Source organism: uncultured Porticoccus sp. (genome assembly GCF_913061305.1).
GTDB lineage: Bacteria > Pseudomonadota > Gammaproteobacteria > Pseudomonadales > Porticoccaceae > Porticoccus.
Map to the genome: position 1 here is coordinate 60,635 of NZ_CAJXST010000005.1, position 19,716 is coordinate 80,350.

The following is a 19,716-nucleotide window of genomic DNA, read 5'->3' on the forward strand; positions in this document are numbered from 1 at the left end:
CTGCGGATCGTGATACGAGGCCATCGGTTGTTGCTCAGGTGTGTGCGCTGTGGCAAAATCCACCCCCTTTGTCGAAAGCGGCTGCCTGCCGCATGATTCGATATTACCCGGCTTATTGCGGACGTGGCGGAACTGGTAGACGCGCCAGATTTAGGTTCTGGTATCGAGAGATGTGAGAGTTCGAGTCTCTCCGTCCGCACCATGAAATTAATTAAGTTAGCGAACTATTCAGAGGACAATCATGCAGGTTTCTATCGAAACAACTTCTGGTCTCGAACGTAAAATGACCCTGGGCGTACCGGCAGAGCGCATCGACGCCGAGGTGAACGAACGCCTGAATAAAGCCAGCAAGACAGTTCGGCTGGACGGTTTCCGCAAGGGCAAAGTGCCCATGAATGTATTAAAAAAACGTTTTGGTGAGAGCATCCGCCAGGAAGTTATTGGCGACGAGCTGGGTCGCACATTTGCAGAAGCAATTGCTCAGGAAAAGCTGAAGCCCGCTGGACGTCCTGCGATAGAGTCGGTGAAAGATGAACCGGGTCAGGATCTCGAGTTTGTTGCGACCTTTGAGGTCATGCCTGAGGTTGTTTTGACAGATTTGACGAAAGTGAGCGTCACCAAGCCGCTCGCCAAAGTGACAGAGGACGATGTCACCGCGATGATTGATGCATTGCGCAAGCAGAATGCCAGCTGGGAAGAAGTCAGCCGTCCCGCTATTAATGGCGATGAGGTCAATATTGACTATATCGGTATTATGGATGGCAAGGAATTTGATGGGGGTTCCGCCAAGGAATTTATGCTTGATCTCGGTGCGGGTAAGGCGATTCCGGGATTTGAGGAAGGCGTCGTGGGCATGTCTGCCGGTGAGGAAAAAGTACTCTCATTGACCTTTCCTGAAAACTATCACGCTGAAGAGCTGAAAGGGAAACCTGTCGAGTTCACCATCAAGGTCAATGCGGTAACCGAGGCCGTCATGCCGCCGCTGGATGAAGCGTTTTTTGCGCTCTATGGCATGGAGCAGGGCACCGAAGAACGATTCCGTGAGGTGGTTCTCGTGAACATGGAGCGCGACCTGAAGCAGGCACTGCAAACCAAAACCACGGGCCGGGTCATGGAGCAGCTATGTAACCTGCACAGTGAGCAGGAAATCCCGGAGGTGCTGGTTGCCAGCGAAATCACCAAGATGAAAAAACAGATGGCCGAGCGCATGGGCGGTGGCACCAGTAACTTTGATCCCGAGTTGTTGCCCGATGACATGTTTATTGACCAGGCGAAGCGTCGTTCCATTGTCAGTTTGATCATCAATGAAATCGTTAAAACCGAGAAAATCGAAACCAGTCCTGAAAGGGTTCGGGACCGCATCGAAGAGATGGCTTCCACTTATGAGAAGCCGGAGGAAGTGGTCAAATATTACTACAGCAGCCAGGAGTTGATGAAGGGCGTAGAGTCTGCAGTACTCCAGGATCAGGTGATTGACCACGTGCTTTCAGTAGCGACAGTCAATGAAGAGGAAGTCGATTACCAGAAAGCCATTCAACCGGATCAGGACGGCACGGCAGACTTCTAGTATTCCTTTAATCAGACCACCTGGGTTTCAGTTGTGTCCCCGGTGGTGTGTAGCGACGGGCCCCAAGCTTCACGGATGTTTGGGGCCTGTTGGTTTTCAGGGACCGGGAGTAGCCCGGGCTGCTTGCCTTCTCCCTACCGCTGGTTACAATGCTTCAACAGGTTTTTTCTTGAGTAAATATCTATGAAATTTGATCTATCTTCGACGTCCGGTCTCGATGTGAACAACGCAGGTGGTCTGGTACCCATGGTGGTGGAGCAATCTGCCCGCGGTGAACGTTCCTATGACATCTATTCCCGTTTATTAAAGGAGCGTGTTATTTTTCTGGTGGGACCTGTAGAAGATTACATGGCCAATCTGGTGGTGGCGCAGTTGCTGTTTCTGGAGTCGGAGAATCCTGATAAGGATGTCCATCTGTATATCAACTCGCCCGGTGGATCAGTGACCGCGGGGATGTCAATCTACGACACCATGCAATTTATCAAGCCCCATGTCAGCACCATGTGCATTGGTCAGGCCGCCAGTATGGGTGCCTTTCTGCTGGCCGCCGGTGAAGCCGGGAAACGTTACTGCCTGCCAAATTCCAGAGTCATGATTCACCAGCCCAGCGGCGGCTCTCAGGGGCAGGCATCTGATATTCATATCCAGGCTCAGGAAATTCTCAAGATACGGGAACGTTTGAATGAGCGTCTTGCCTTCCACACCGGCCAGTCAATAGAACAAGTCGCCCTGGATACTGAGCGGGATAAGTTCATGAGTGCTGAAGAATCGAAAAAGTATGGCATGATTGACGAGGTGCTGGACAAGCGCCCCTAGAGCCGCTAGGCTTTTTAAAGAGAAGATTTGTTTTATCTATTTGATATAGAAGAGTTTTATTTTCCCTTATCGGTTAAAGATAAGTAGATTTATAGAGACAGTATTATGAGTGATGAGAAAACCGGAAAAGGGGAAGACGACGGCAAGCTGCTGTATTGTTCTTTCTGCGGCAAAAGTCAGCACGAAGTTCGCAAGCTGATTGCAGGTCCGTCGGTGTTCATCTGTGACGAATGTGTAGACCTCTGCAATGACATTATCACGGAGGAGATCCAGGAGGCTGACACAGAATCCGCTGGCGAAGACCTGCCAAAGCCCAAAGAAATCAATGCGATTCTCGATCAGTATGTGATTGGTCAGGTGCGTGCCAAGAAAATCCTCTCTGTCGCTGTCTACAATCACTACAAGCGCCTGCAGAGTGGTGCCAAGGGTACCGAAAAGGATATCGAGCTGGGCAAAAGTAACATTTTGCTGGTTGGCCCCACGGGCAGTGGTAAGACGCTACTGGCGGAAACACTGGCTCGCCTGCTGGATGTTCCCTTTACTATTGCCGATGCGACGACCCTGACGGAAGCGGGTTATGTCGGGGAAGATGTTGAAAATATTATTCAGAAATTATTGCAGAAATGTGATTATGACGTTGAGAAAGCCCAGCGCGGTATCGTCTATCTCGACGAAATTGACAAGATTTCCCGCAAATCGGATAACCCCTCCATTACCCGTGATGTGTCAGGCGAGGGCGTTCAGCAAGCCCTGTTGAAATTGATTGAGGGCACAGTTGCCTCGGTGCCGCCACAGGGTGGACGCAAGCATCCCCAGCAGGAATTTTTGCAGGTGGATACCGGTAACATCCTTTTCATCTGCGGGGGTGCCTTTGCCGGTTTGGAGAAGGTTATCCAGGAGCGTTCCGATAAAGGTGGTATTGGCTTCAGTGCCCAGGTGAAAAGCAAGGACACCAGCAAGAATATTGGCCAGACCCTGGCAGACCTGGAGCCGGAAGATCTGGTGCGCTTTGGCCTGATACCGGAGTTCGTGGGTCGTCTGCCAGTGATCGCCACCCTAGAGGAGCTCGATCGCGATGCGTTGGTGAACATTCTTGTCGAACCAAAAAATTCCCTGATCAAGCAGTACGAAGCCATGTTTGAAATGGAAGGGGTGGAATTGGATATTCGTCGCGATGCGCTCGAGACCATTGCCGAGCGTGCGCTGGAGCGGAAAACCGGCGCCCGCGGGTTGCGCTCGATTATCGAAAATGTCCTCCTGGAAACCATGTACAGCATTCCCTCTATGGATAATGTCTACAAAGTGGTGATCGATAGCACGGTAATTCGCGGTGAGTCAGAGCCGCTATTGGTTTACGAAAATAAAGAGCAGCAAAAAGCTGCCAGTGATGAGTAAGTCATTTTTTATCCCCGAAAGGCCCTGCGGGGCCTTCTTTTTTGCCTGAAGACATTTATCTGTCGTCGGTCACTTGTATTTACCCGTGTAAACCCCATATTTGCAGTAAGCTAATTTGGATTGAACCGCTCGCTAATAGAGGTTAAAGAATGGGACAGAACGCTGTGCATAATCAATTGACAATGCTGCCTCTGCGAGACGTGGTGGTGTATCCCCATATGGTGATTCCACTGTTTGTCGGTCGGGAAAAATCGATTCTGGCCCTTGAAGAAGCCATGGTGCAGGACAAGCAGATTCTACTGGTGGCGCAGAAGGCTGCGGCGGAAGATGATCCCACGCCAGATGATCTCTACCGTGTGGGAACACTTGCTACGGTGTTACAGATGCTGAAGCTGCCCGATGGCACAGTCAAAGTGCTCGTTGAAGGGGTTGAGCGCGTTACTATCCAGAAGATTGATGAATCGCCCGGCTACTTTGTGGGTGTCTACGACCTGATGTCCGACGAGGTGTTAGCCAGTAAAGAAGCCGAGGCATTGATGCGGTCGGCACTCACTCAGTTTGAACAGTATGTCAATCTGAGTAAAAAAATCCCCTCAGAGGTCGTCAGTACAGTCGCCGGCATAGAGGACCCCAGTCGTTTGGCCGATACCCTGGCCACACACATGGCTCTCAGTGTTGAACAAAAGCAGGGGATACTTGAAACACCTTCTCTGGCGCATCGACTGGAGACATTGTTGGGCCTGATGGAATCCGAAATCGAGCTTTTTGAAGTCGAACAGCGGATTCGTGGGCGCGTCAAAAAGCAAATGGAGAAAAGCCAGAAAGAGTATTACCTCAACGAGCAGATGAAAGCGATTCAGAAAGAGCTCGGCGAAGTTGAGGAGGGCGGCAATGATATCGAGCAGCTGGAAACGAAAATCAATGAAGCCGGTATGCCGAAATACGCTCTGGACAAGGCAAAGTCAGAGCTGAATAAGCTGAAAATGATGTCGCCGATGTCGGCTGAAGCTTCCGTCTTGCGCGGCTATATTGACTGGATGGTCAGTGTGCCCTGGAAAAAACGCTCTAGGGTTCGCCACGACCTCAAGCGTGCTGAACGCATTCTCCACGAGGACCACTACGGGCTCGAGGAGGTCAAGGAGCGGATTCTGGAATTTCTGGCGGTTCAGCAAAGGGTAAAAAAACTCAAAGGACCCGTGTTATGTCTGGTGGGGCCGCCGGGGGTGGGCAAGACCTCGCTGGGTGAGTCTATCGCCAAGGCGACCGGCAGAAAATACGTGCGTATGTCTCTGGGCGGTGTCCGTGATGAAGCTGAAATTCGTGGCCATCGCAGAACCTATATCGGGTCCCTGCCAGGCAAGCCGATTCAGAAGCTGGCCAAGGCCGAGGTAAAAAACCCGTTATTTTTGCTGGATGAAATCGACAAGATGGGCATGGACCATCGCGGTGATCCCGCTTCAGCGATGTTGGAAGTCCTCGACCCGGAGCAGAATAACAGCTTCAACGACCACTACCTGGAAGTCGATTACGACCTCTCCGAAGTCATGTTCATCTGTACGGCAAACTCGATGAATATCCCCGGCCCTCTGCTGGATCGTCTCGAGGTTATCCGGATTCCCGGTTACACCGAACAGGAGAAGATCAATATTGCGCTCAAATACCTGCTGCCAAAGCAACGCAAGGCCAATGGCCTGAAGCCGAACGAGCTGACCATGGACGACACCGCGGTGATGGACGTTATTCGTTACTACACGCGTGAAGCGGGTGTACGGGGTCTGGAGCGCGAATTGGCTAAAATCTGTCGGAAGGTGGTTACCCGGAACGTACGTGATGGTGTCAGGGAATCTCACCACATTACTTCCGCTGAGCTTGAAGATTTGCTGGGTGTTTACAAATATGACTTTGGTCGCGCTGAGGAAGAGAGTCAGATTGGGCAGGTTACCGGTCTCGCCTGGACCCAGGTGGGTGGTGAGTTGTTGACCATCGAGTCTTCTGCGGTGCCAGGTAAGGGGCAGGTGGTTAAAACCGGCTCCCTTGGTGATGTGATGCAGGAATCTATCCAGGCGGCGTTGACGGTAGTTCGCAGTCGGGCAAAAGCACTGGGCATCAAACGCGATTTTTACCAGACAGTAGATCTGCATATTCATGTGCCCGAAGGGGCGACACCCAAGGATGGCCCCAGCGCGGGTATCGGAATGTGTACTGCTTTTGTTTCGGTGCTCACTGGTATCCCGGTGCGCGCTGATGTGGCCATGACCGGAGAGATTACCCTGCGCGGGCAGGTATTAAGGATTGGCGGCCTCAAGGAAAAATTACTGGCCGCGCATCGCGGCGGTATTCGCACGGTGCTTATACCCTACGAAAATGAGCGTGACCTCAAAGAGATACCGGAGAATATTAAAGCAGATCTTGATATACATCCGGTCAAATGGATCGATGAAGTTCTGGAAATTGCGTTGATTCGCAAACCTGAACCGTTGTCTGATGAAGAGTATGATCGCGTCGACAAAGATGAGACAAAAACCCACGGTGACGCTGGAACCCGCATAAATACTCACTAAACTGCTTGACCGGTTTTCGGGGGGTTGGTATAACGTTGTAGTCATCTTACATGCCACAGCCTGCGGGAAAGCAGTAAAGTCGTGTGTTACAGGTGAACAGTCTTACTAAACATAACAAGGGGATTATTGTGAATAAATCTGAACTCGTTGATGCTATTGCCGATGCCGCTGATCTTTCCAAAGCGTCTGCCGGCCGCGCGCTGGATGCCGCTATTGACGCTGTAACCCGTACCCTGAAAAAAGGTGATCCGGTTTCGCTGGTAGGTTTTGGAACGTTTGCTGTTAAACAGCGTGCCGCTCGCACTGGTCGCAACCCTCAGACCGGCGCAGAAATCAAGATTGCCGCTGCCAACGTACCTAGCTTTAAAGCTGGTAAAGCTCTGAAGGACGCTGTTAATAAATAAAACGGCGTCTGCTGTTTGTCTTTGTTGTATGTTGAAAGGCGCATCAGCGATGCGCCTTTTTTTATAAAATAACCCTATCCGTTCAAACAAAACCAAATCAAGAGATTTCTATGCTGCAGGACTTTCGAGACAACCTCAAAGGCTCGGCCAAAATTGTATTGGTCGCTATTATTATTGTGCCGTTTGCCCTGTTCGGTGTGGATGCAATTTTTCTCAGCGGTAGCTCAGTTGAAGAAGCTGCCAGCGTCAATGGTGAGACCATTACAGAGCTTCGTCTGCAACAATCCGTGGCGCTTCAGAAGCAACAGATTCTCAACAGGTACGAAGATCTCGATCCATCCATGATCAACGATGAGCAGCTTCGCGGCCCCGTTCTGCAACAACTGATTCGCCAGAAAGCCGTTGAGCTTGCTGCCCGGGAACAGGGCATGGCTATCGACGACAAAATGATTTATCGCCTGCTGCTTGAGGTCCCTGACTTTCAAGTGGAAGGTAAGTTTGATGCCCAGCGCTATGAGTTTGTGCTCAGGCAGATGGGGTACACCCCGAATTCCTACAACAAATTGCTTCGTGCAGATATGTTAAACAGTCAGTTTATGCAGGGGGTAAGCAATACCGGATTTTCCACGGAGCGGGAAAACCAGCTGCTGGCCAGCATCACTGAGCAAACCCGGGATTTTTACTATCTGACGATTCCACGGGCGCCAGTATTGGAAGCGATCTCCATCACTGATGAGGAAATCGAGTCTTTCTATGAGAGCAACAAAGACCAGTTTATGGCAGACGAACAGCTGGTGATGGAGTACATAGAATTGCGTCCTGACGATCTGGTGCAGGAAGTCGTAGTGGAAGAGAGCGTTGTCAACGATGTGATCGAGGCCAGGATCAGTGCCGCCAGTGCCAAGCAATCCCGACAGGTCGCGCAGATTCTGCTTGAGAAGCAGGACGATGGCAGTCATCTCGACAAAATTTCCGACATTCAACAGCAGTTGGAAGCTGGTGGGGACTTTGCTGTGCTTGCGGAGCAGTACTCCGAGGATTACGGCACGGCTGAACAGGGGGGCGATCTTGGCTTTGTACAACGAGGCGATCTGCCGGAATCATTGAGTGTGGCGCTGGACAGCCTGTCTGTTGGTGAGATATCTGAGCCGGTTGAAACCGATCTCGGTGTCCATCTGGTCAAGCTGGTGGCAGAACAAAAGGCTGACTTGCCCAACCGCGATGACATCGAGCCGGGTATCCGGCGTGAGCTTCAACGGCAGTTGGCACTGGAGTTGTTGCCAGAGAGAATTGAGGAGCTCAAGGATCTTTCCTATAATGCGCCCTCCCTGGAAAGTGTTGCCGATAGGCTTGATCTGACACTGCAGGTTACCGAACCATTCAGCCGCAACGGTGGCGAGGGCATTGCAGGCAAACCACAGGTCATTACTGCTGCATTCAGCGAGCCGGTTCTGGAAAAAGGTCTCACCAGTGAAGTGCTCGACCTGGCAGATGACCACGTGGTCGTTTTGTCGCTTCGGGAGCGAATTCCTTCACGGCTAAAACCCCTGGCGGAGGTCAAGCCTCGTATCGAGCAGATAATCAGGAAGGATCGTGCGGACAGTCAATTGATGGAGCGTGCTGAGACATTGGTCGCCCGTGTTAAAGGGGGTGAGTCAATTGAAGAAGTGGCTAAAGAGGGGGCGCTCCAGTGGCAGGTTAATCTGAACACAAAGCGCTTTAGCGGTAAGCTCAATGAAGAGATTCGCCAGTGGGTCTTTTCCATGGCAGAGCCTGTGGATAGTGCTGTCGTTAGTGATTTTGCCCTTACCGATGGCGATCATGTGATTGTGTCTCTGACCCGGGTCACCGAGGGAGACTTCAGCAAGCTGAGTGCTGAGCAGAAGCAAGTGCTTTCCACCACGGTTGCCCTGACAGCCGCCAGTCGCGATTACCAGGCTTATGAGACCCTGTTGGTTGAACAGGCAGACATCGCATCTAAATACTAGAGAGGTGTATCGATACACCAGGATTCGTCTCACTTGCTATGGTTTATAACGGTGGCACTGGAGGTGTTGTGATAATGGGGTTGTGATGTGGTAGCCAAGATATGGTACCGAGTATACAACCGATGGATCTGGAGTTTTAAAGCATGGCAGATTATCAATATGATCTGGTAATAATTGGCAGTGGCCCGGCAGGCGAAGGTGCGGCAATGTCCGCAGTGAAACAGGGCTGGTCAGTGGCAGTAGTTGACGACAGGCCTATGGTGGGGGGCAACTGTACCCATCTGGGGACCATCCCTTCAAAAGCCTTGCGCCATGCAGTCCGGCGCATGGTGCAGTTCAATACCATGCCCATGTTCCGTGCAGTGGGCGATCCCCGTTGGTTCTCCTTCCCTGATTTGATGAAATCTGCAGATGATGTCATTCGCAAACAGGTTGAAGGTCGTACGAAAGATTATGCCCGCAATCGCATCAAGCTCCATTTAGGGCGAGCCAGTTTTACGGATGCTCATCATATTTCCATCAAACAACCTGATCACACACGTGAAACGATCAAAGCACGATTCTTTTTGATCGCAACGGGTTCAAGTCCCTATCACCCGGACGATGTGGATTTTGATCATCCCTGTATTTTTGATAGTGATTCCATCCTGAGCCTGGATCGAACACCTCGCAATATTATTATTTATGGTGCCGGGGTGATCGGTTGTGAATATGCCTCGATTTTTGCAGGGTTGGATACCCGTGTCGACCTGGTGAACAGTCGCTCCGGGCTGCTGTCGTTCCTCGATGATGAGATTTCAGATGCACTCAGCTACCAGCTTCGCGATCTGAATGTCACCGTTCGGCACAATGAAGAGTATGATCATATAGAAACCCGTAATAACGGTGTCACTATGGAGCTGAAATCGGGTAAACGGATTCACGCTGAGGCGCTGCTCTGGTCCAATGGCCGCTCTGGTAACACTAGAGGTATGGGGCTGGAAGAGCTGGGTCTGGTTGTTAATGAGCGCGGTCAGCTGGAGGTCAATGGGCACTACCAGACGACAGTCCCGCATATTTATGCGGCCGGCGATGTGGTGGGCTGGCCATCATTGGCAGGTGCGGCCTATGACCAGGGGCGGTTTGCTGCCGCACACATGTGTGGTGCCGCACGCGAATATCACGTTGAAGACGTTGCCACCGGTATCTGGACGATTCCGGAAATCAGCTTTGTCGGCAAGACCGAGTCTGAACTCACCGAACAGCAGGTTCCCTATGAGATAGGCCGGGCTTACTTCAAGAACATCGCCCGCGCCCATATTTCCGGCGAAGAAGTTGGTGTGTTAAAGATATTGTTTCATCAGGAAACGCTGGAAATCCTCGGTGTCCATTGTTTCGGTGCGGAGGCATCGGAAATTATTCATATCGGCCAGGCCATTATGAACCAGTCCGGCGACGCCAATACCATTGAGTATTTTATTCGTACCACATTCAACTACCCGACCATGGCGGAAGCCTACCGGATCGCTGCTATTAATGGGATGAATCGGCTGTGTCGCGAGTCGCGTAAACTGGTGATCTGATTGCTGGAACTGGAAAACCCTGCGCCGTTTGATTGTGCAGGGCTGCAGAGGTATTACTCTGTGGCGGTACTTTCCGGTTCGGTGCGTTTTAGCACCGAATGGAGTACGTGCTCATATTCAAAATAGACGTGGAATTCAGGGTACTCCCAGGATGAAATCGGCGGTTCTCCCACCGCGGGTTTCATACTTAAGGGCTCACCAAATTTAGCGCGAACCCTGTCCTTGCTGATGCCTCGATCTGGCTTCGCAATGGCCTGATTTTCCGCAGACTGCTGTCCAATGGGAATAATAATCCGTTCGGCGCTCGCAGCCAGGGGCAGGCTTAATAGCGCAGAAAAAAGCAGTATCAGTGGTTTATTCATGATCAAATTCCCTAGAGTTCAGGCGTATCCGGTTTGGTTCGGGGTTGCCTTTGTCGGTTTTAATTATAGTAAGCTGAAATGCGGGAAGTGCAACTGCCAAATTGGCGGGGATCAGACAAACCGTTTACCTGTCGGATAAAATGTTCCCTTGTTTGACTCCAGGGATTCCGATTTAATGCCTTCCCATGACTACTAACCTGCCTTTTTTTATCGGTCTGCGTTATATCCGCAGCAGACGCAAAAATGGTTTCGTATCCTTTATATCATTATTGTCTTTTGTCGCGATGGCACTCGGGGTGACGGCCCTCATCCTGGTTCTTTCGGTGATGAATGGTTTCGATTACGAAATCAGGCAGCGAATTCTCAATGTGGTAGCCCATGCGGCAATATTTAATGAAGACGGTGTCCACAACTGGCAGCAATTGGGTGCCGATGCAAACCTCGTCCGGGGTGTTGAGGCGTTTGCTCCCTACGTCGAGGGGTATGGGCTGTTGTCTTCAGATGCCCAGGGACAGGGTGTTTTGATACAGGGTATAGACCCGCTATTGGAAGACGCAGTCAGCCCGATCAGCGAGCATATGATGGTGGGTGAGATGGCGTTACTCCAACCGGGCGAGTACGGCATCGTTATCGGTCATCTGCTCGCCCGGTCGCTTGGGGTTATTCGGGGCGATTATGTGATGCTGTCGTTGCCTGAGCTGAATGTGACGCCGGCGGGTATTTTTCCGCGATATAAACGGTTTCGCGTATTTGGTGTGTTTCAGGTGGGTGCGCAGGTGGATTCGGGGCTGGCCTTTGTTCATTATCGGGATGCCCAGAAGCTGTTTCGCACCGGGGATGCAGTCACAGGCGTGAGGTTGCGACTCGCCAATCCCTTTGATGCAGGTGACATTGTTGCCACATTGAATAACGATATGGGTCCCAAATTCAAAGCCAAAGCCTGGACGGAGGACATGGGTAATTTATTCCAGGCGATAGAGCTGGAGAAAAAGGTAGTCAGCTTGTTGTTGGCAGCCATTATCGCCGTCGCGGCTTTTAATATTATTGCCAGCCTGATTTTGATGGTGGCTGATAAACGCCAGGATATCGCGGTGCTCCGCACCCTGGGTGTCGAGGCTGGAACGATTTCACGAATTTTTATGGTACAGGGTAGTGCCGTAGGTGCTTTTGGGGTGTTCTGTGGTGTGATCTTTGGCAGTTTGCTGGCCCTGTGGATTGGCGACATCGTCCACTGGCTTGAATATGCGGTAGGCTTCAGGGTCTTTGATCCGGATGTCTATTTCATCAGCCAGCTACCCTCCAGGCTGTTGTGGCAGGATGTCCTGATGATAAGCGGACTGGGTTTCGGCTTAAGCCTGTTGGCAACCCTGTATCCGTCATACCGGGCGGGACAGATTTTACCGGCGGAGGCCTTGCGTTATGACCACTGATTCAACCGCAGTGATGCACTGTGACAACCTAGCCAGACACTACCGTCAGGGAGTAGAGCGGATTGATGTGTTAAAGGGGTTGTCACTGGAGGTTCACAGTGGCGAGAGAATTGCGATCATCGGAACATCGGGTTCCGGAAAGACCACCCTGTTGAACCTGCTGGGTGGACTGGATGACCCGGACGAGGGCTTCGTCAATGTGATGGGGGCGGCGTTGAAGCCAATGAACGAATCGAAGCGGGCTCGCTGGCGCAATCAGCACCTGGGGTTTGTCTACCAGTTTCATCATCTGCTGGGCGAGTTCAGCGCACTTGAAAATGTCGCCATGCCGCTGCTGGTGGCAAAAACACCGGTGGCCGAAGCGAAGGCGCTGGCCCGGGAAATGCTCGACCGGGTTGGCCTGGGTGCACGTTGCGATCACAAACCCTCTGAGCTGTCCGGTGGTGAACGGCAGAGGGTCGCCATTGCCCGGGCGCTGGTGAGAAAACCGGCCTGTGTGTTGATGGATGAACCGACCGGCAACCTTGACCCTGTCACAGCAGAGACGGTGCTGGCGCTTCTGATGTCATTAAACCGTGAGTTGGCGATCAGTTTTGTGGTGGTCACCCATGATGCGCAGGTCGCGGCCCGGATGGATCGGGTGCTCTCCCTCACGGAGGGTTGTCTGACGGATGTCACTGGATCCCGCTCCACGGGTCAGGGATTGTAGCCGGCCGTGTTCAGACCCCTAACCGTCTTTATCGGATTGCGTAATTTTACCTCTGGTGCTGGCAACCGGATGGTGTCGTTTATTTCACTGCTGGCCATCCTGGGACTGGTGATGGGCGTTGCCCTGCTGGTGGTGGTGATGTCAGTGATGAACGGATTTGATCGGGAAATGGAATCTCGCATCCTCGCAGCGGTGCCCCACATACGATTGTTTAACGAGCATGGTGTTCAGCAGAGCGACAAGTTGCGCGATATTCTGGAGCAGCAGCCGAATGTCCGCGCCGTGATGCCGTTTACCCGGCTGGAGGGCATGCTGACGTCTCGTGGCAGAACCAGACCAGTGGAAGTGATGGGGTTGGAGCCGTCCCTGGCCGATCCGTTCATGGGTATGTTTGTCTCTGCGGAACTAATGGGGCAGCTGGCTGTTCATTCCAATGGCCTTTTGATGGCGGGTGAGATTGCCAAAAAACTGTCGTTGTCAGCGGGCGACCGGGTGACATTGCTGGTGCCTGCCTCCGGAGGTGGCGGGCTCCAGCAAGCCCCCAAGGTGTCGACGTTTACCTTGTTGGGTACCTTCGATACCCGTACGGCGGCTGACCAGAGCCTGGTGTTGGCCAAGCTTGAAACAGCCTCCAGGCTGGCGGGACATACGGGTCTGGCCCAGGGGTTGCAGGTGCGGGTGGCCGATGTTTTTGAGGCGCGCCAGACCGGTTATGCCCTGTTGCAAGTGCTGCCGTCCGGTTACCGGTTTTCCGATTGGATACAGACCCATGGCAACCTCTATCAAGCCATAAAAATGTCTCGTAACCTGGTTTCCCTGCTGGTTTTTCTGATTATTGCCATCGCTGTTTTCAATGTCATCTCAATGTTGATGATGACTGTGATCGACAAGCGTGCCGAGATCGCGATTCTCAAAACACAGGGGTTTGTCCGGCATGAGATTGTTGCCATCTTCCTCACACAGGGTGCGCTGATTGGTTTGTTTGGCACCCTGCTGGGTGTGCTGCTGGGTGTGGTGGGGGCCTTGAATGTGACGGCCGCAGCTCGGTGGCTTGAGTTGTTGATGGGTCGCCCGTTACTCAACTCGGAAATCTACCCGCTTGACTACCTCCCCTCGGCGCTGCTGTGGAATGATGTGGGGATGATTGTCGCAGTGGCTTTAGCACTGAATTTTCTGGCGACTCTTTACCCTGCTATCCGTGCTGCCAATACTCGCCCTGCAGATGTTCTGAGGTACGAATAATCGCTTGTTATCGGTTAAGGTTTATTTCTCTGATTTAATAGTGCGGCCGCGTGCCCCTGGCGTTTTTTCTTGCGAATACCCCAGTTTTTGACCACCTTCCACCGCCACAGATTCAAAATGGTCAGATAGCCCATGATGCCGCTGACCAACCCGCAGACCAGGCTACCGGTCAGCAATGGCAGCCAAATTCTACTACCCTGTGCAACCGCCCAGTCCCAGCTGAGCTCAATGACAAGGTGAGATTCTCTTTGACCCAGTAGCCAAGTGCCCACGCTGTAGGCAAACAGGAACATCGGTGTGATCGTCAGCGGGTTGCTGATCCAGATCAGTGCCACCGCCAGAGGCAAATTACTGCGGAATATCAATGCCAGCAACACCGCCACCAGGGTTTGTCCCGGAATCGGCAGGAAAGCACAAAATAGCCCGATGAAAAAAGACGTTGAAATCGAGGCACGGTTGATATGAAACAGGTTGGGGTCTTTCAGCAGGGGACCCATCCAGCGGATAGGGCGCACGTGAAGGATCTTGTGTGGATCCGGCAGAAAGCGGCGTAAAATTTTTTTGGGCATAAGTTCGGGCTGATGTGGTGGCGTGCGGGGCCGGAATTATGATCAGTTTTTGCCCCGTAGGCCACTGATCAGGTCAACTGGATAGTTGTTTCTACCAGCGTAACATGGTCAGATCGGTGAGATTATTTTAATCTCCTGAATCTTACCTATCATTAAAAACAGGTCAAAATAAAATATGGAATCAGTCACGTCAGGTTGGGTTTACTTCACGCTAAATTCTCTGGCCGTCATTTTTGTGCTTACTTTTGGTCTGGTAATCCTCACGCTGGTTGTCTTCTATATCATCGATATTACCCAGACTAGGCATGCGGTTCGCCGAAACTACCCCATTGTCGGTCGTTTTCGTTACCTGTTTGAACACATGGGCGAATTTCTCCGTCAATATTTTTATGCCATGGACCGCGAGGAAATGCCCTTCAATCGGGCCGAGCGCGCCTGGGTCTACCGGGCGGCCAAGGATGTGGATAGAACGCTGGCCTTCGGTTCAACCCGTGACCTGCGCCCACTCGGGTCGGTATTTTTTGTCAACTGCGCCTATCCCACCCGTGGCGAGGATGCGGTGGCGCCCAGCCCCATCACCATTGGCCCCTATTGTGAAACCCCTTTCACAACGGCTTCCATTCTGAACATTTCCGGTATGAGTTACGGTGCGCTGTCCAGGCCGGCATTGCAGGCGCTATCCCGAGGCGCGGCCAAAGCCGGTTGCTGGTTAAATACTGGCGAAGGTGGCTTGTCGTCCTACCACCTTGAGGGCGGCTGCGATATTGTTTTTCAGATTGGCACTGCCAAATTTGGTGTTCGGGATGAACAGGGGCGGCTCAGCGAAGAACGGTTGGCCGGAATTGCCACACATCCGCAGGTCAAAATGTTTGAGATCAAGCTCAGTCAGGGTGCCAAGCCGGGTAAGGGCGGTATTCTGCCCGGGGCCAAGGTCACTGAAGAGATTGCCCTGATTAGGGCCATTTCGGTGGGTGAGGACGCAATCAGTCCCAACCGGCACCTGGAAATCACCAATGCCGGGAGCCTGTTGGATATGATTGAGCAGGTGCGCAGGGTTACGGGAAAGCCCGTAGGATTCAAAACGGTCATTGGCGATACCGTCTGGCTGGAAGATCTCTTCAAACTGATATTGGCAAGGGGCATTGAATCGGCCCCCGACTTTATTTCGATCGATGGAGCAGAGGGTGGCTCAGGTGCCGCGCCTCAGGCGTTGATGGATTATATGGGGCTACCCATCCGCGAGAGCCTTCCGGCGGTCGTTGACCTGTTGCATGGCTATGGTCTCAAAGAGCGCATCAAGGTAATTGCATCGGGAAAACTGATTGTGCCCTCCGGGGTGGCCTGGGCGCTCTGCATGGGCGCGGATTTTGTCAACTCCGGGCGTGGCTTCATGTTTTCTCTCGGTTGTATTCAAGCCATGCAGTGCAATAAAAATACCTGCCCCACCGGTGTCACGACCCATGACCCAAGATTGCAGCGGGGGCTGGATCCCACCCTGAAGTCCGAGCGGGTGGCAAATTATGTGGCAAACATGACCTACGATGTCGGTATGATTGCCCATTCCTGTGGTGTTTTTGAGCCCCGCCAGTTGCGCCGCCATCACGCCAGAGTGGCTACCAGTTCCGGGCGTTCGGAAAGCCTTGAAAGTCTTTATCCTTCGGAACAGATGGGCGCCAGGTTGTTTCCCCCGGGAAATATTGATCAATGACGTCACAGCGATGTCATAGTTAAAACCGGTCAGCCGGGAGAAAAGGGGTATGGTTCATGGGGCAATCCATCGATAAAACCAGCTTCACGCCTGCTGACTTCAAGCGGTTTGAAGAAAAATTGCATCATTGCCTCGAAGCGCTGGATAGTCTTTTGGCCCGGCCGGGGTTTGGCCAGGGACGCGCCAGTATTGGCGCAGAACTGGAGTTGTATCTGGTCGACGGGCGAGGTGGGCCACTATTGCGTAATCTGGAGGTTCAGGCGCAAAGCAACGATCCCAGGTTGACCCTTGAACTGAACCGCTACAATCTCGAGTTTAATCTGTCGCCGGTGTTTGCTGCTGGCCAGCCGTTTACTGCCATCGAGCAGCAAATGCTGGAAACCCTGGCGGATTTACGGTCTCTGCTGGATAAAGAGGGGAGTGACGTCGTACCCATCGGTATTCTGCCCACCCTGGGGCCCGACCACTTCGGCGAAGCTGTGATGACTGATACGCCGCGTTATCAAGTTCTCGCCGAGGCCATCCGGCAATCGCGAACGGATGTTTTCGGCATCAATATCGACGGTCCCGACCCTATTCATCTGGTCCACGGTGATGTGACACTGGAGGGCGCCTGCACGTCTTTTCAGTTGCACTACCGCGCTGACCCCGCCCGGTTTGGCATGCTGTGGAACGCCATTCAGCTGGTTACCCCATTGCTGGTTGGTGTCGCCGCCAACTCGCCACTGTTACTGGGTCACCGACTCTGGCACGAAACCCGGGTACCCTTGTTCAGGCAATCCATTGATGACCCTGAAGTCGGGCCTGATGGCTGGAGCAAGCCGGCCCGAGTCAGCTTTGGTCACGGCTGGTTGCGGGGTAATGCACTGGAATTGTTCCGGGAAACCGTGCAACTCTACAAACCTCTGATGCCGCTGGTCAGTGCGGAAGATCCCCGGGCCGTGGTGGCAGGTGGTGGTATGCCGCTGCTTGATGAACTCTGTTTGCATGATGGAACCATCTGGTCCTGGAACCGGCCAATTTTTGATCCCGAGGACGACGCTCATGTGAGGATAGAGATGAGATCATTGCCAGCAGGACCTACGCCACTGGACATGGCGGCAAATGCGGCGCTGTTTATCGGGCTCGCCGAGGGGCTGGCCGATCAGCTGGAACCCTTGTTGTCGGCGTTGCCGTTTAGCTATGCCGAGGAGAACTTTTACCGGGCGGCCCGGGATGGTCTACAGGCCCAGGTACTATGGCCGAATGCGCGACAGAACGGTTTGCAGGAGCAATCTTTGGTCGGTGTATTAGAGCAGTTGTTACCCACTGCGGAGCGGGGTTTGGCCAGCATCGGGGTCGATGAAAAAGAGCGCCGTAAGTGGCTGAAAGTCATCAAGGACAGATTATCAACCGGGACTAATGGTGCGAGCTGGCAGTTGGCTCAATTCAATCAATTGATGTCAACCGGCATGAACCGGAAGGAGGTTTGCCGGCAGCTGTTGGCCGCTTACCAGGCGCGCTCAATAGCCAACATCCCGGTATCCCAATGGGCTGATATTGAGCAGGCAGAGGCGTGAATATGCAGTTTAGCAAGGCCTTCAGAATGCTCCAGAAGCTCTCGGCAGAAGATGTGCCTGCATCCGTTGCCGATTTTCTTGTTCAGTTAGGCGGGCCAGCGGTGATCAAGCTGGATGGTCGCGATAACCGCCGTTGCCGTTTTGTGGTCACCCTGCTGCACGGCAATGAACCCTCCGGTTTGAAAGCGATCCACCAATTGTTGCGCGAGGGCTTTGAACCGGAGGTGGATACCTATCTGGCCATTGTCTCGGTCGAGGCGGCATTGACTGAACCACAGTTCAGTCACCGCTATTTGCCAGATCAGCGTGACATGAATCGGCTGTTTGCTCCCCCCTACACAGATGCTCAAGCGATGTTGGCTGCTGAGTTGCTGGATATCATTCGCCGGGTGGGGCCCGAGGCCGTTATTGACCTCCACAATACTTCCGGTGATGGACCCGCTTTTGCGGTCGCTGTGGAAGAGCAGCCCATACATATGGATATCGCCATTCTCTTTACCCATCGGCTCATTATTACCGATATCCGTCTGGGGGCGTTGATGGAGTCACGAGACCTCAATTGTCCGGTGGTGACGATCGAGTGTGGCGGCGCTGCTCAGGCGCTGTCAGACACGATTGCCCGACAGGGATTAAAACGATTTATGACGGAAGCAGAGCTCGCCAGGCCGATGCTCCCCGACTCAGAGAAATTGGCGGAGCGGGATATCTATCGGCATCCGGTAAGGGTGGAGCTGAAACCTGCAGGATGTCTGTGCTACGCAGAGGAACCCTGCCCCGATATGGATATTACCTTGCCGCTCCACCTCGACCGGCGAAATTTCGGCATCGTCGGTCCGGATTCGCCGCTGGCCTGGCTGAGCCGACAGGGTATTGAGAATCTCAGGGTGGTCGATGCCAGTGGCCGTGATGTCATTGATGACTATTTTGTTTCACGGGAGGGTAAACTTTACCCGCGAATTTTCCTGAAGCTTTTTATGGTGACGACCAATCCTTCGATAGCGGTGAGTGATTGTATTTTTTATGCGGTGAAAGAAGTGGATCATACCCATTTGCAAACGACCCTGATGACTTGATCCGATTGCTTCTGGAGCCCGGGATTACAGTGATCGAAAGTAGTTGGGGACCAATATCGAGGCCGGTCCCTGATGGCATTCGTCAAACTGCGAACCGTTGGTCGAGGTCTCCAGGTTGAGTTCAACCGTCTGTGCCCCGGCAGCTTTGGCGATGGCAAAGAAGCCGGCAGCCGGATAGACATGACCTGAGGTGCCAATAGCAATAAACAAATCGCACTGGTGTAAAGCCCGGTGGATTTCATCCATAAAAAGTGGCATTTCACCAAACCAGACCACGTGGGGGCGGAGCGTGGCTATTTTGTCGCAGCATGGGCAGGGTATCGATGACGCAGTATGCTGGTGGCAGTCAAAAATGTTCCCGGTGGCGCTGCAACGGGTTTTCAATAACTCACCATGCATATGCAGAACATGGCTGCTACCGGCCCGCTCATGCAGGTTGTCGATATTCTGTGTGACCAGCGTGAAGTTGCCGGAGAAGCGTTGTTCAAATTCAGCCAGTGCGATATGGGCCGGGTTGGGGACGATACCCGGATCCAGCAGTTGCCGTCTGCGTTCATTGTAGAACTGGTGTACTGTGGCCGGATCACGGGCAAAGCCCTCGGGTGAGGCAACATCCTCTACCCGATGGTTCTCCCAGAGCCCATCGCTGGTTCGGAAGGTCTGTATGCCGGATTCAGCGGAGATTCCGGCACCGGTTAAAACAACGACGGATTGACAGGTTTTGGTGGACATAGGGCATCTATTCCAATTTTTTCAGTTTGGCCGGCAACT

General features: G+C 52.9%; 16 protein-coding genes and 1 tRNA gene. 14 read left to right on the plus strand and 3 right to left on the minus strand.

All coding sequences use genetic code 11. From position 1 onward, the window contains the following. Positions 1–117 precede the first annotated feature (117 nt). The 8 genes from QZ516_RS07185 (at position 118) to sthA (ending at position 10,293) form a co-directional block, all read left to right on the plus strand. A tRNA-Leu gene (locus QZ516_RS07185) sits at positions 118–202 on the plus strand. A 39-nt stretch (positions 203–241) separates the two neighbouring features. Continuing rightward, complete coding sequence (gene tig / locus QZ516_RS07190) at positions 242–1,567, plus strand: trigger factor (RefSeq protein WP_297187984.1); 1,326 nt, start codon at positions 242–244, stop codon at positions 1,565–1,567. Positions 1,568–1,750: 183 nt separating this feature from the next. Further along, positions 1,751–2,383 carry an ATP-dependent Clp endopeptidase proteolytic subunit ClpP gene (gene clpP / locus QZ516_RS07195; protein WP_297187986.1) on the plus strand — a complete coding sequence of 211 codons (633 nt, stop codon included), beginning with the start codon at positions 1,751–1,753 and terminating at the stop codon, positions 2,381–2,383. Positions 2,384–2,488: 105 nt separating this feature from the next. After that, positions 2,489–3,778: an ATP-dependent Clp protease ATP-binding subunit ClpX gene (clpX, locus tag QZ516_RS07200; RefSeq protein ID WP_297187988.1), complete on the plus strand. Its 1,290-nt coding sequence runs from the start codon at positions 2,489–2,491 to the stop codon at positions 3,776–3,778. A gap of 149 nt (positions 3,779–3,927) precedes the next feature. Beyond that, complete coding sequence (lon, locus tag QZ516_RS07205; protein ID WP_297187990.1) at positions 3,928–6,339, plus strand: endopeptidase La; 2,412 nt, start codon at positions 3,928–3,930, stop codon at positions 6,337–6,339. Between the two features lie 128 nt (positions 6,340–6,467). Next, complete coding sequence (locus QZ516_RS07210; RefSeq protein WP_036860706.1) at positions 6,468–6,743, plus strand: HU family DNA-binding protein; 276 nt, start codon at positions 6,468–6,470, stop codon at positions 6,741–6,743. Between the two features lie 110 nt (positions 6,744–6,853). After that, positions 6,854–8,731 carry a SurA N-terminal domain-containing protein gene (locus QZ516_RS07215; protein WP_297187993.1) on the plus strand — a complete coding sequence of 626 codons (1,878 nt, stop codon included), beginning with the start codon at positions 6,854–6,856 and terminating at the stop codon, positions 8,729–8,731. Between the two features lie 143 nt (positions 8,732–8,874). Beyond that, entirely contained in the window at positions 8,875–10,293 is a 1,419-nt protein-coding gene (sthA, locus tag QZ516_RS07220; RefSeq protein WP_297187995.1) for a Si-specific NAD(P)(+) transhydrogenase, read from the plus strand. 53 nt (positions 10,294–10,346) lie between these two features. Here the strand turns inward: sthA and QZ516_RS07225 are convergent, their stop codons facing one another. Beyond that, positions 10,347–10,655, minus strand: coding sequence for a hypothetical protein (locus tag QZ516_RS07225; protein WP_297187997.1), 309 nt, complete (start codon positions 10,653–10,655; stop codon positions 10,347–10,349). Positions 10,656–10,840: 185 nt separating this feature from the next. Here QZ516_RS07225 and QZ516_RS07230 point away from each other — a divergent pair, with 185 nt between their 5' ends. The 3 genes from QZ516_RS07230 to QZ516_RS07240 are packed head-to-tail and all read left to right on the plus strand — an operon-like array spanning position 10,841 to position 14,036. Next, the gene (locus QZ516_RS07230; protein ID WP_297187999.1) at positions 10,841–12,085 is read left to right on the plus strand and encodes a lipoprotein-releasing ABC transporter permease subunit; all 1,245 of its coding nucleotides are present in this window, start codon (positions 10,841–10,843) and stop codon (positions 12,083–12,085) included. Beyond that, positions 12,075–12,794 (plus strand): lipoprotein-releasing ABC transporter ATP-binding protein LolD, encoded by a 720-nt coding sequence (gene lolD, locus QZ516_RS07235; protein WP_297188000.1) that lies wholly within the window; start codon positions 12,075–12,077, stop codon positions 12,792–12,794. The genes QZ516_RS07230 and lolD overlap by 11 nt, the downstream gene beginning before the upstream one ends. Positions 12,795–12,800: 6 nt before the next feature. After that, positions 12,801–14,036 carry a lipoprotein-releasing ABC transporter permease subunit gene (locus QZ516_RS07240; RefSeq protein WP_297188002.1) on the plus strand — a complete coding sequence of 412 codons (1,236 nt, stop codon included), beginning with the start codon at positions 12,801–12,803 and terminating at the stop codon, positions 14,034–14,036. A gap of 14 nt (positions 14,037–14,050) precedes the next feature. On the opposite strand, the gene QZ516_RS07245 is transcribed toward QZ516_RS07240, so the two are convergent. Further along, positions 14,051–14,605 (minus strand): DUF2062 domain-containing protein, encoded by a 555-nt coding sequence (locus tag QZ516_RS07245; RefSeq protein WP_297188004.1) that lies wholly within the window; start codon positions 14,603–14,605, stop codon positions 14,051–14,053. Positions 14,606–14,780: 175 nt separating this feature from the next. Here QZ516_RS07245 and QZ516_RS07250 point away from each other — a divergent pair, with 175 nt between their 5' ends. Genes QZ516_RS07250 through QZ516_RS07260 form a run of 3 tightly spaced genes read left to right on the plus strand, consistent with a single transcriptional unit; the run spans position 14,781 to position 18,945 of the window. Continuing rightward, a complete protein-coding gene (locus QZ516_RS07250) occupies positions 14,781–16,313 on the plus strand; it encodes an FMN-binding glutamate synthase family protein (protein WP_297188006.1) in 1,533 nt (510 codons plus the stop codon). Positions 16,314–16,369: 56 nt separating this feature from the next. Continuing rightward, complete coding sequence (locus QZ516_RS07255) at positions 16,370–17,872, plus strand: glutamate--cysteine ligase (protein ID WP_297188007.1); 1,503 nt, start codon at positions 16,370–16,372, stop codon at positions 17,870–17,872. A 2-nt stretch (positions 17,873–17,874) separates the two neighbouring features. Further along, on the plus strand, positions 17,875–18,945 hold the full coding sequence (locus QZ516_RS07260; RefSeq protein WP_297188365.1) for a succinylglutamate desuccinylase/aspartoacylase family protein: 1,071 nt from the start codon (positions 17,875–17,877) through the stop codon (positions 18,943–18,945). A gap of 24 nt (positions 18,946–18,969) precedes the next feature. Here QZ516_RS07260 and cobB read toward each other — a convergent pair whose 3' ends face one another. Continuing rightward, on the minus strand, positions 18,970–19,677 hold the full coding sequence (gene cobB / locus QZ516_RS07265) for a Sir2 family NAD+-dependent deacetylase (RefSeq protein WP_297188009.1): 708 nt from the start codon (positions 19,675–19,677) through the stop codon (positions 18,970–18,972). Positions 19,678–19,716 lie beyond the last annotated feature (39 nt).

Coding starts and splice junctions, on each gene's coding strand:
- clpX (WP_297187988.1), top strand. CDS start 2,489: ATGAGTGATGAGAAAACCGGAAAAGGGGAAGACGACGGCAAGCTGCTG.
- sthA (WP_297187995.1), top strand. CDS start 8,875: ATGGCAGATTATCAATATGATCTGGTAATAATTGGCAGTGGCCCGGCA.
- QZ516_RS07245 (WP_297188004.1), bottom strand. CDS start 14,605: ATGCCCAAAAAAATTTTACGCCGCTTTCTGCCGGATCCACACAAGATC.
- QZ516_RS07260 (WP_297188365.1), top strand. CDS start 17,875: ATGCAGTTTAGCAAGGCCTTCAGAATGCTCCAGAAGCTCTCGGCAGAA.
- QZ516_RS07215 (WP_297187993.1), top strand. CDS start 6,854: ATGCTGCAGGACTTTCGAGACAACCTCAAAGGCTCGGCCAAAATTGTA.
- lon (WP_297187990.1), top strand. CDS start 3,928: ATGGGACAGAACGCTGTGCATAATCAATTGACAATGCTGCCTCTGCGA.
- QZ516_RS07255 (WP_297188007.1), top strand. CDS start 16,370: ATGGGGCAATCCATCGATAAAACCAGCTTCACGCCTGCTGACTTCAAG.
- QZ516_RS07250 (WP_297188006.1), top strand. CDS start 14,781: ATGGAATCAGTCACGTCAGGTTGGGTTTACTTCACGCTAAATTCTCTG.
- lolD (WP_297188000.1), top strand. CDS start 12,075: ATGACCACTGATTCAACCGCAGTGATGCACTGTGACAACCTAGCCAGA.
- QZ516_RS07225 (WP_297187997.1), bottom strand. CDS start 10,655: ATGAATAAACCACTGATACTGCTTTTTTCTGCGCTATTAAGCCTGCCC.
- tig (WP_297187984.1), top strand. CDS start 242: ATGCAGGTTTCTATCGAAACAACTTCTGGTCTCGAACGTAAAATGACC.
- cobB (WP_297188009.1), bottom strand. CDS start 19,677: ATGTCCACCAAAACCTGTCAATCCGTCGTTGTTTTAACCGGTGCCGGA.
- QZ516_RS07230 (WP_297187999.1), top strand. CDS start 10,841: ATGACTACTAACCTGCCTTTTTTTATCGGTCTGCGTTATATCCGCAGC.
- clpP (WP_297187986.1), top strand. CDS start 1,751: ATGAAATTTGATCTATCTTCGACGTCCGGTCTCGATGTGAACAACGCA.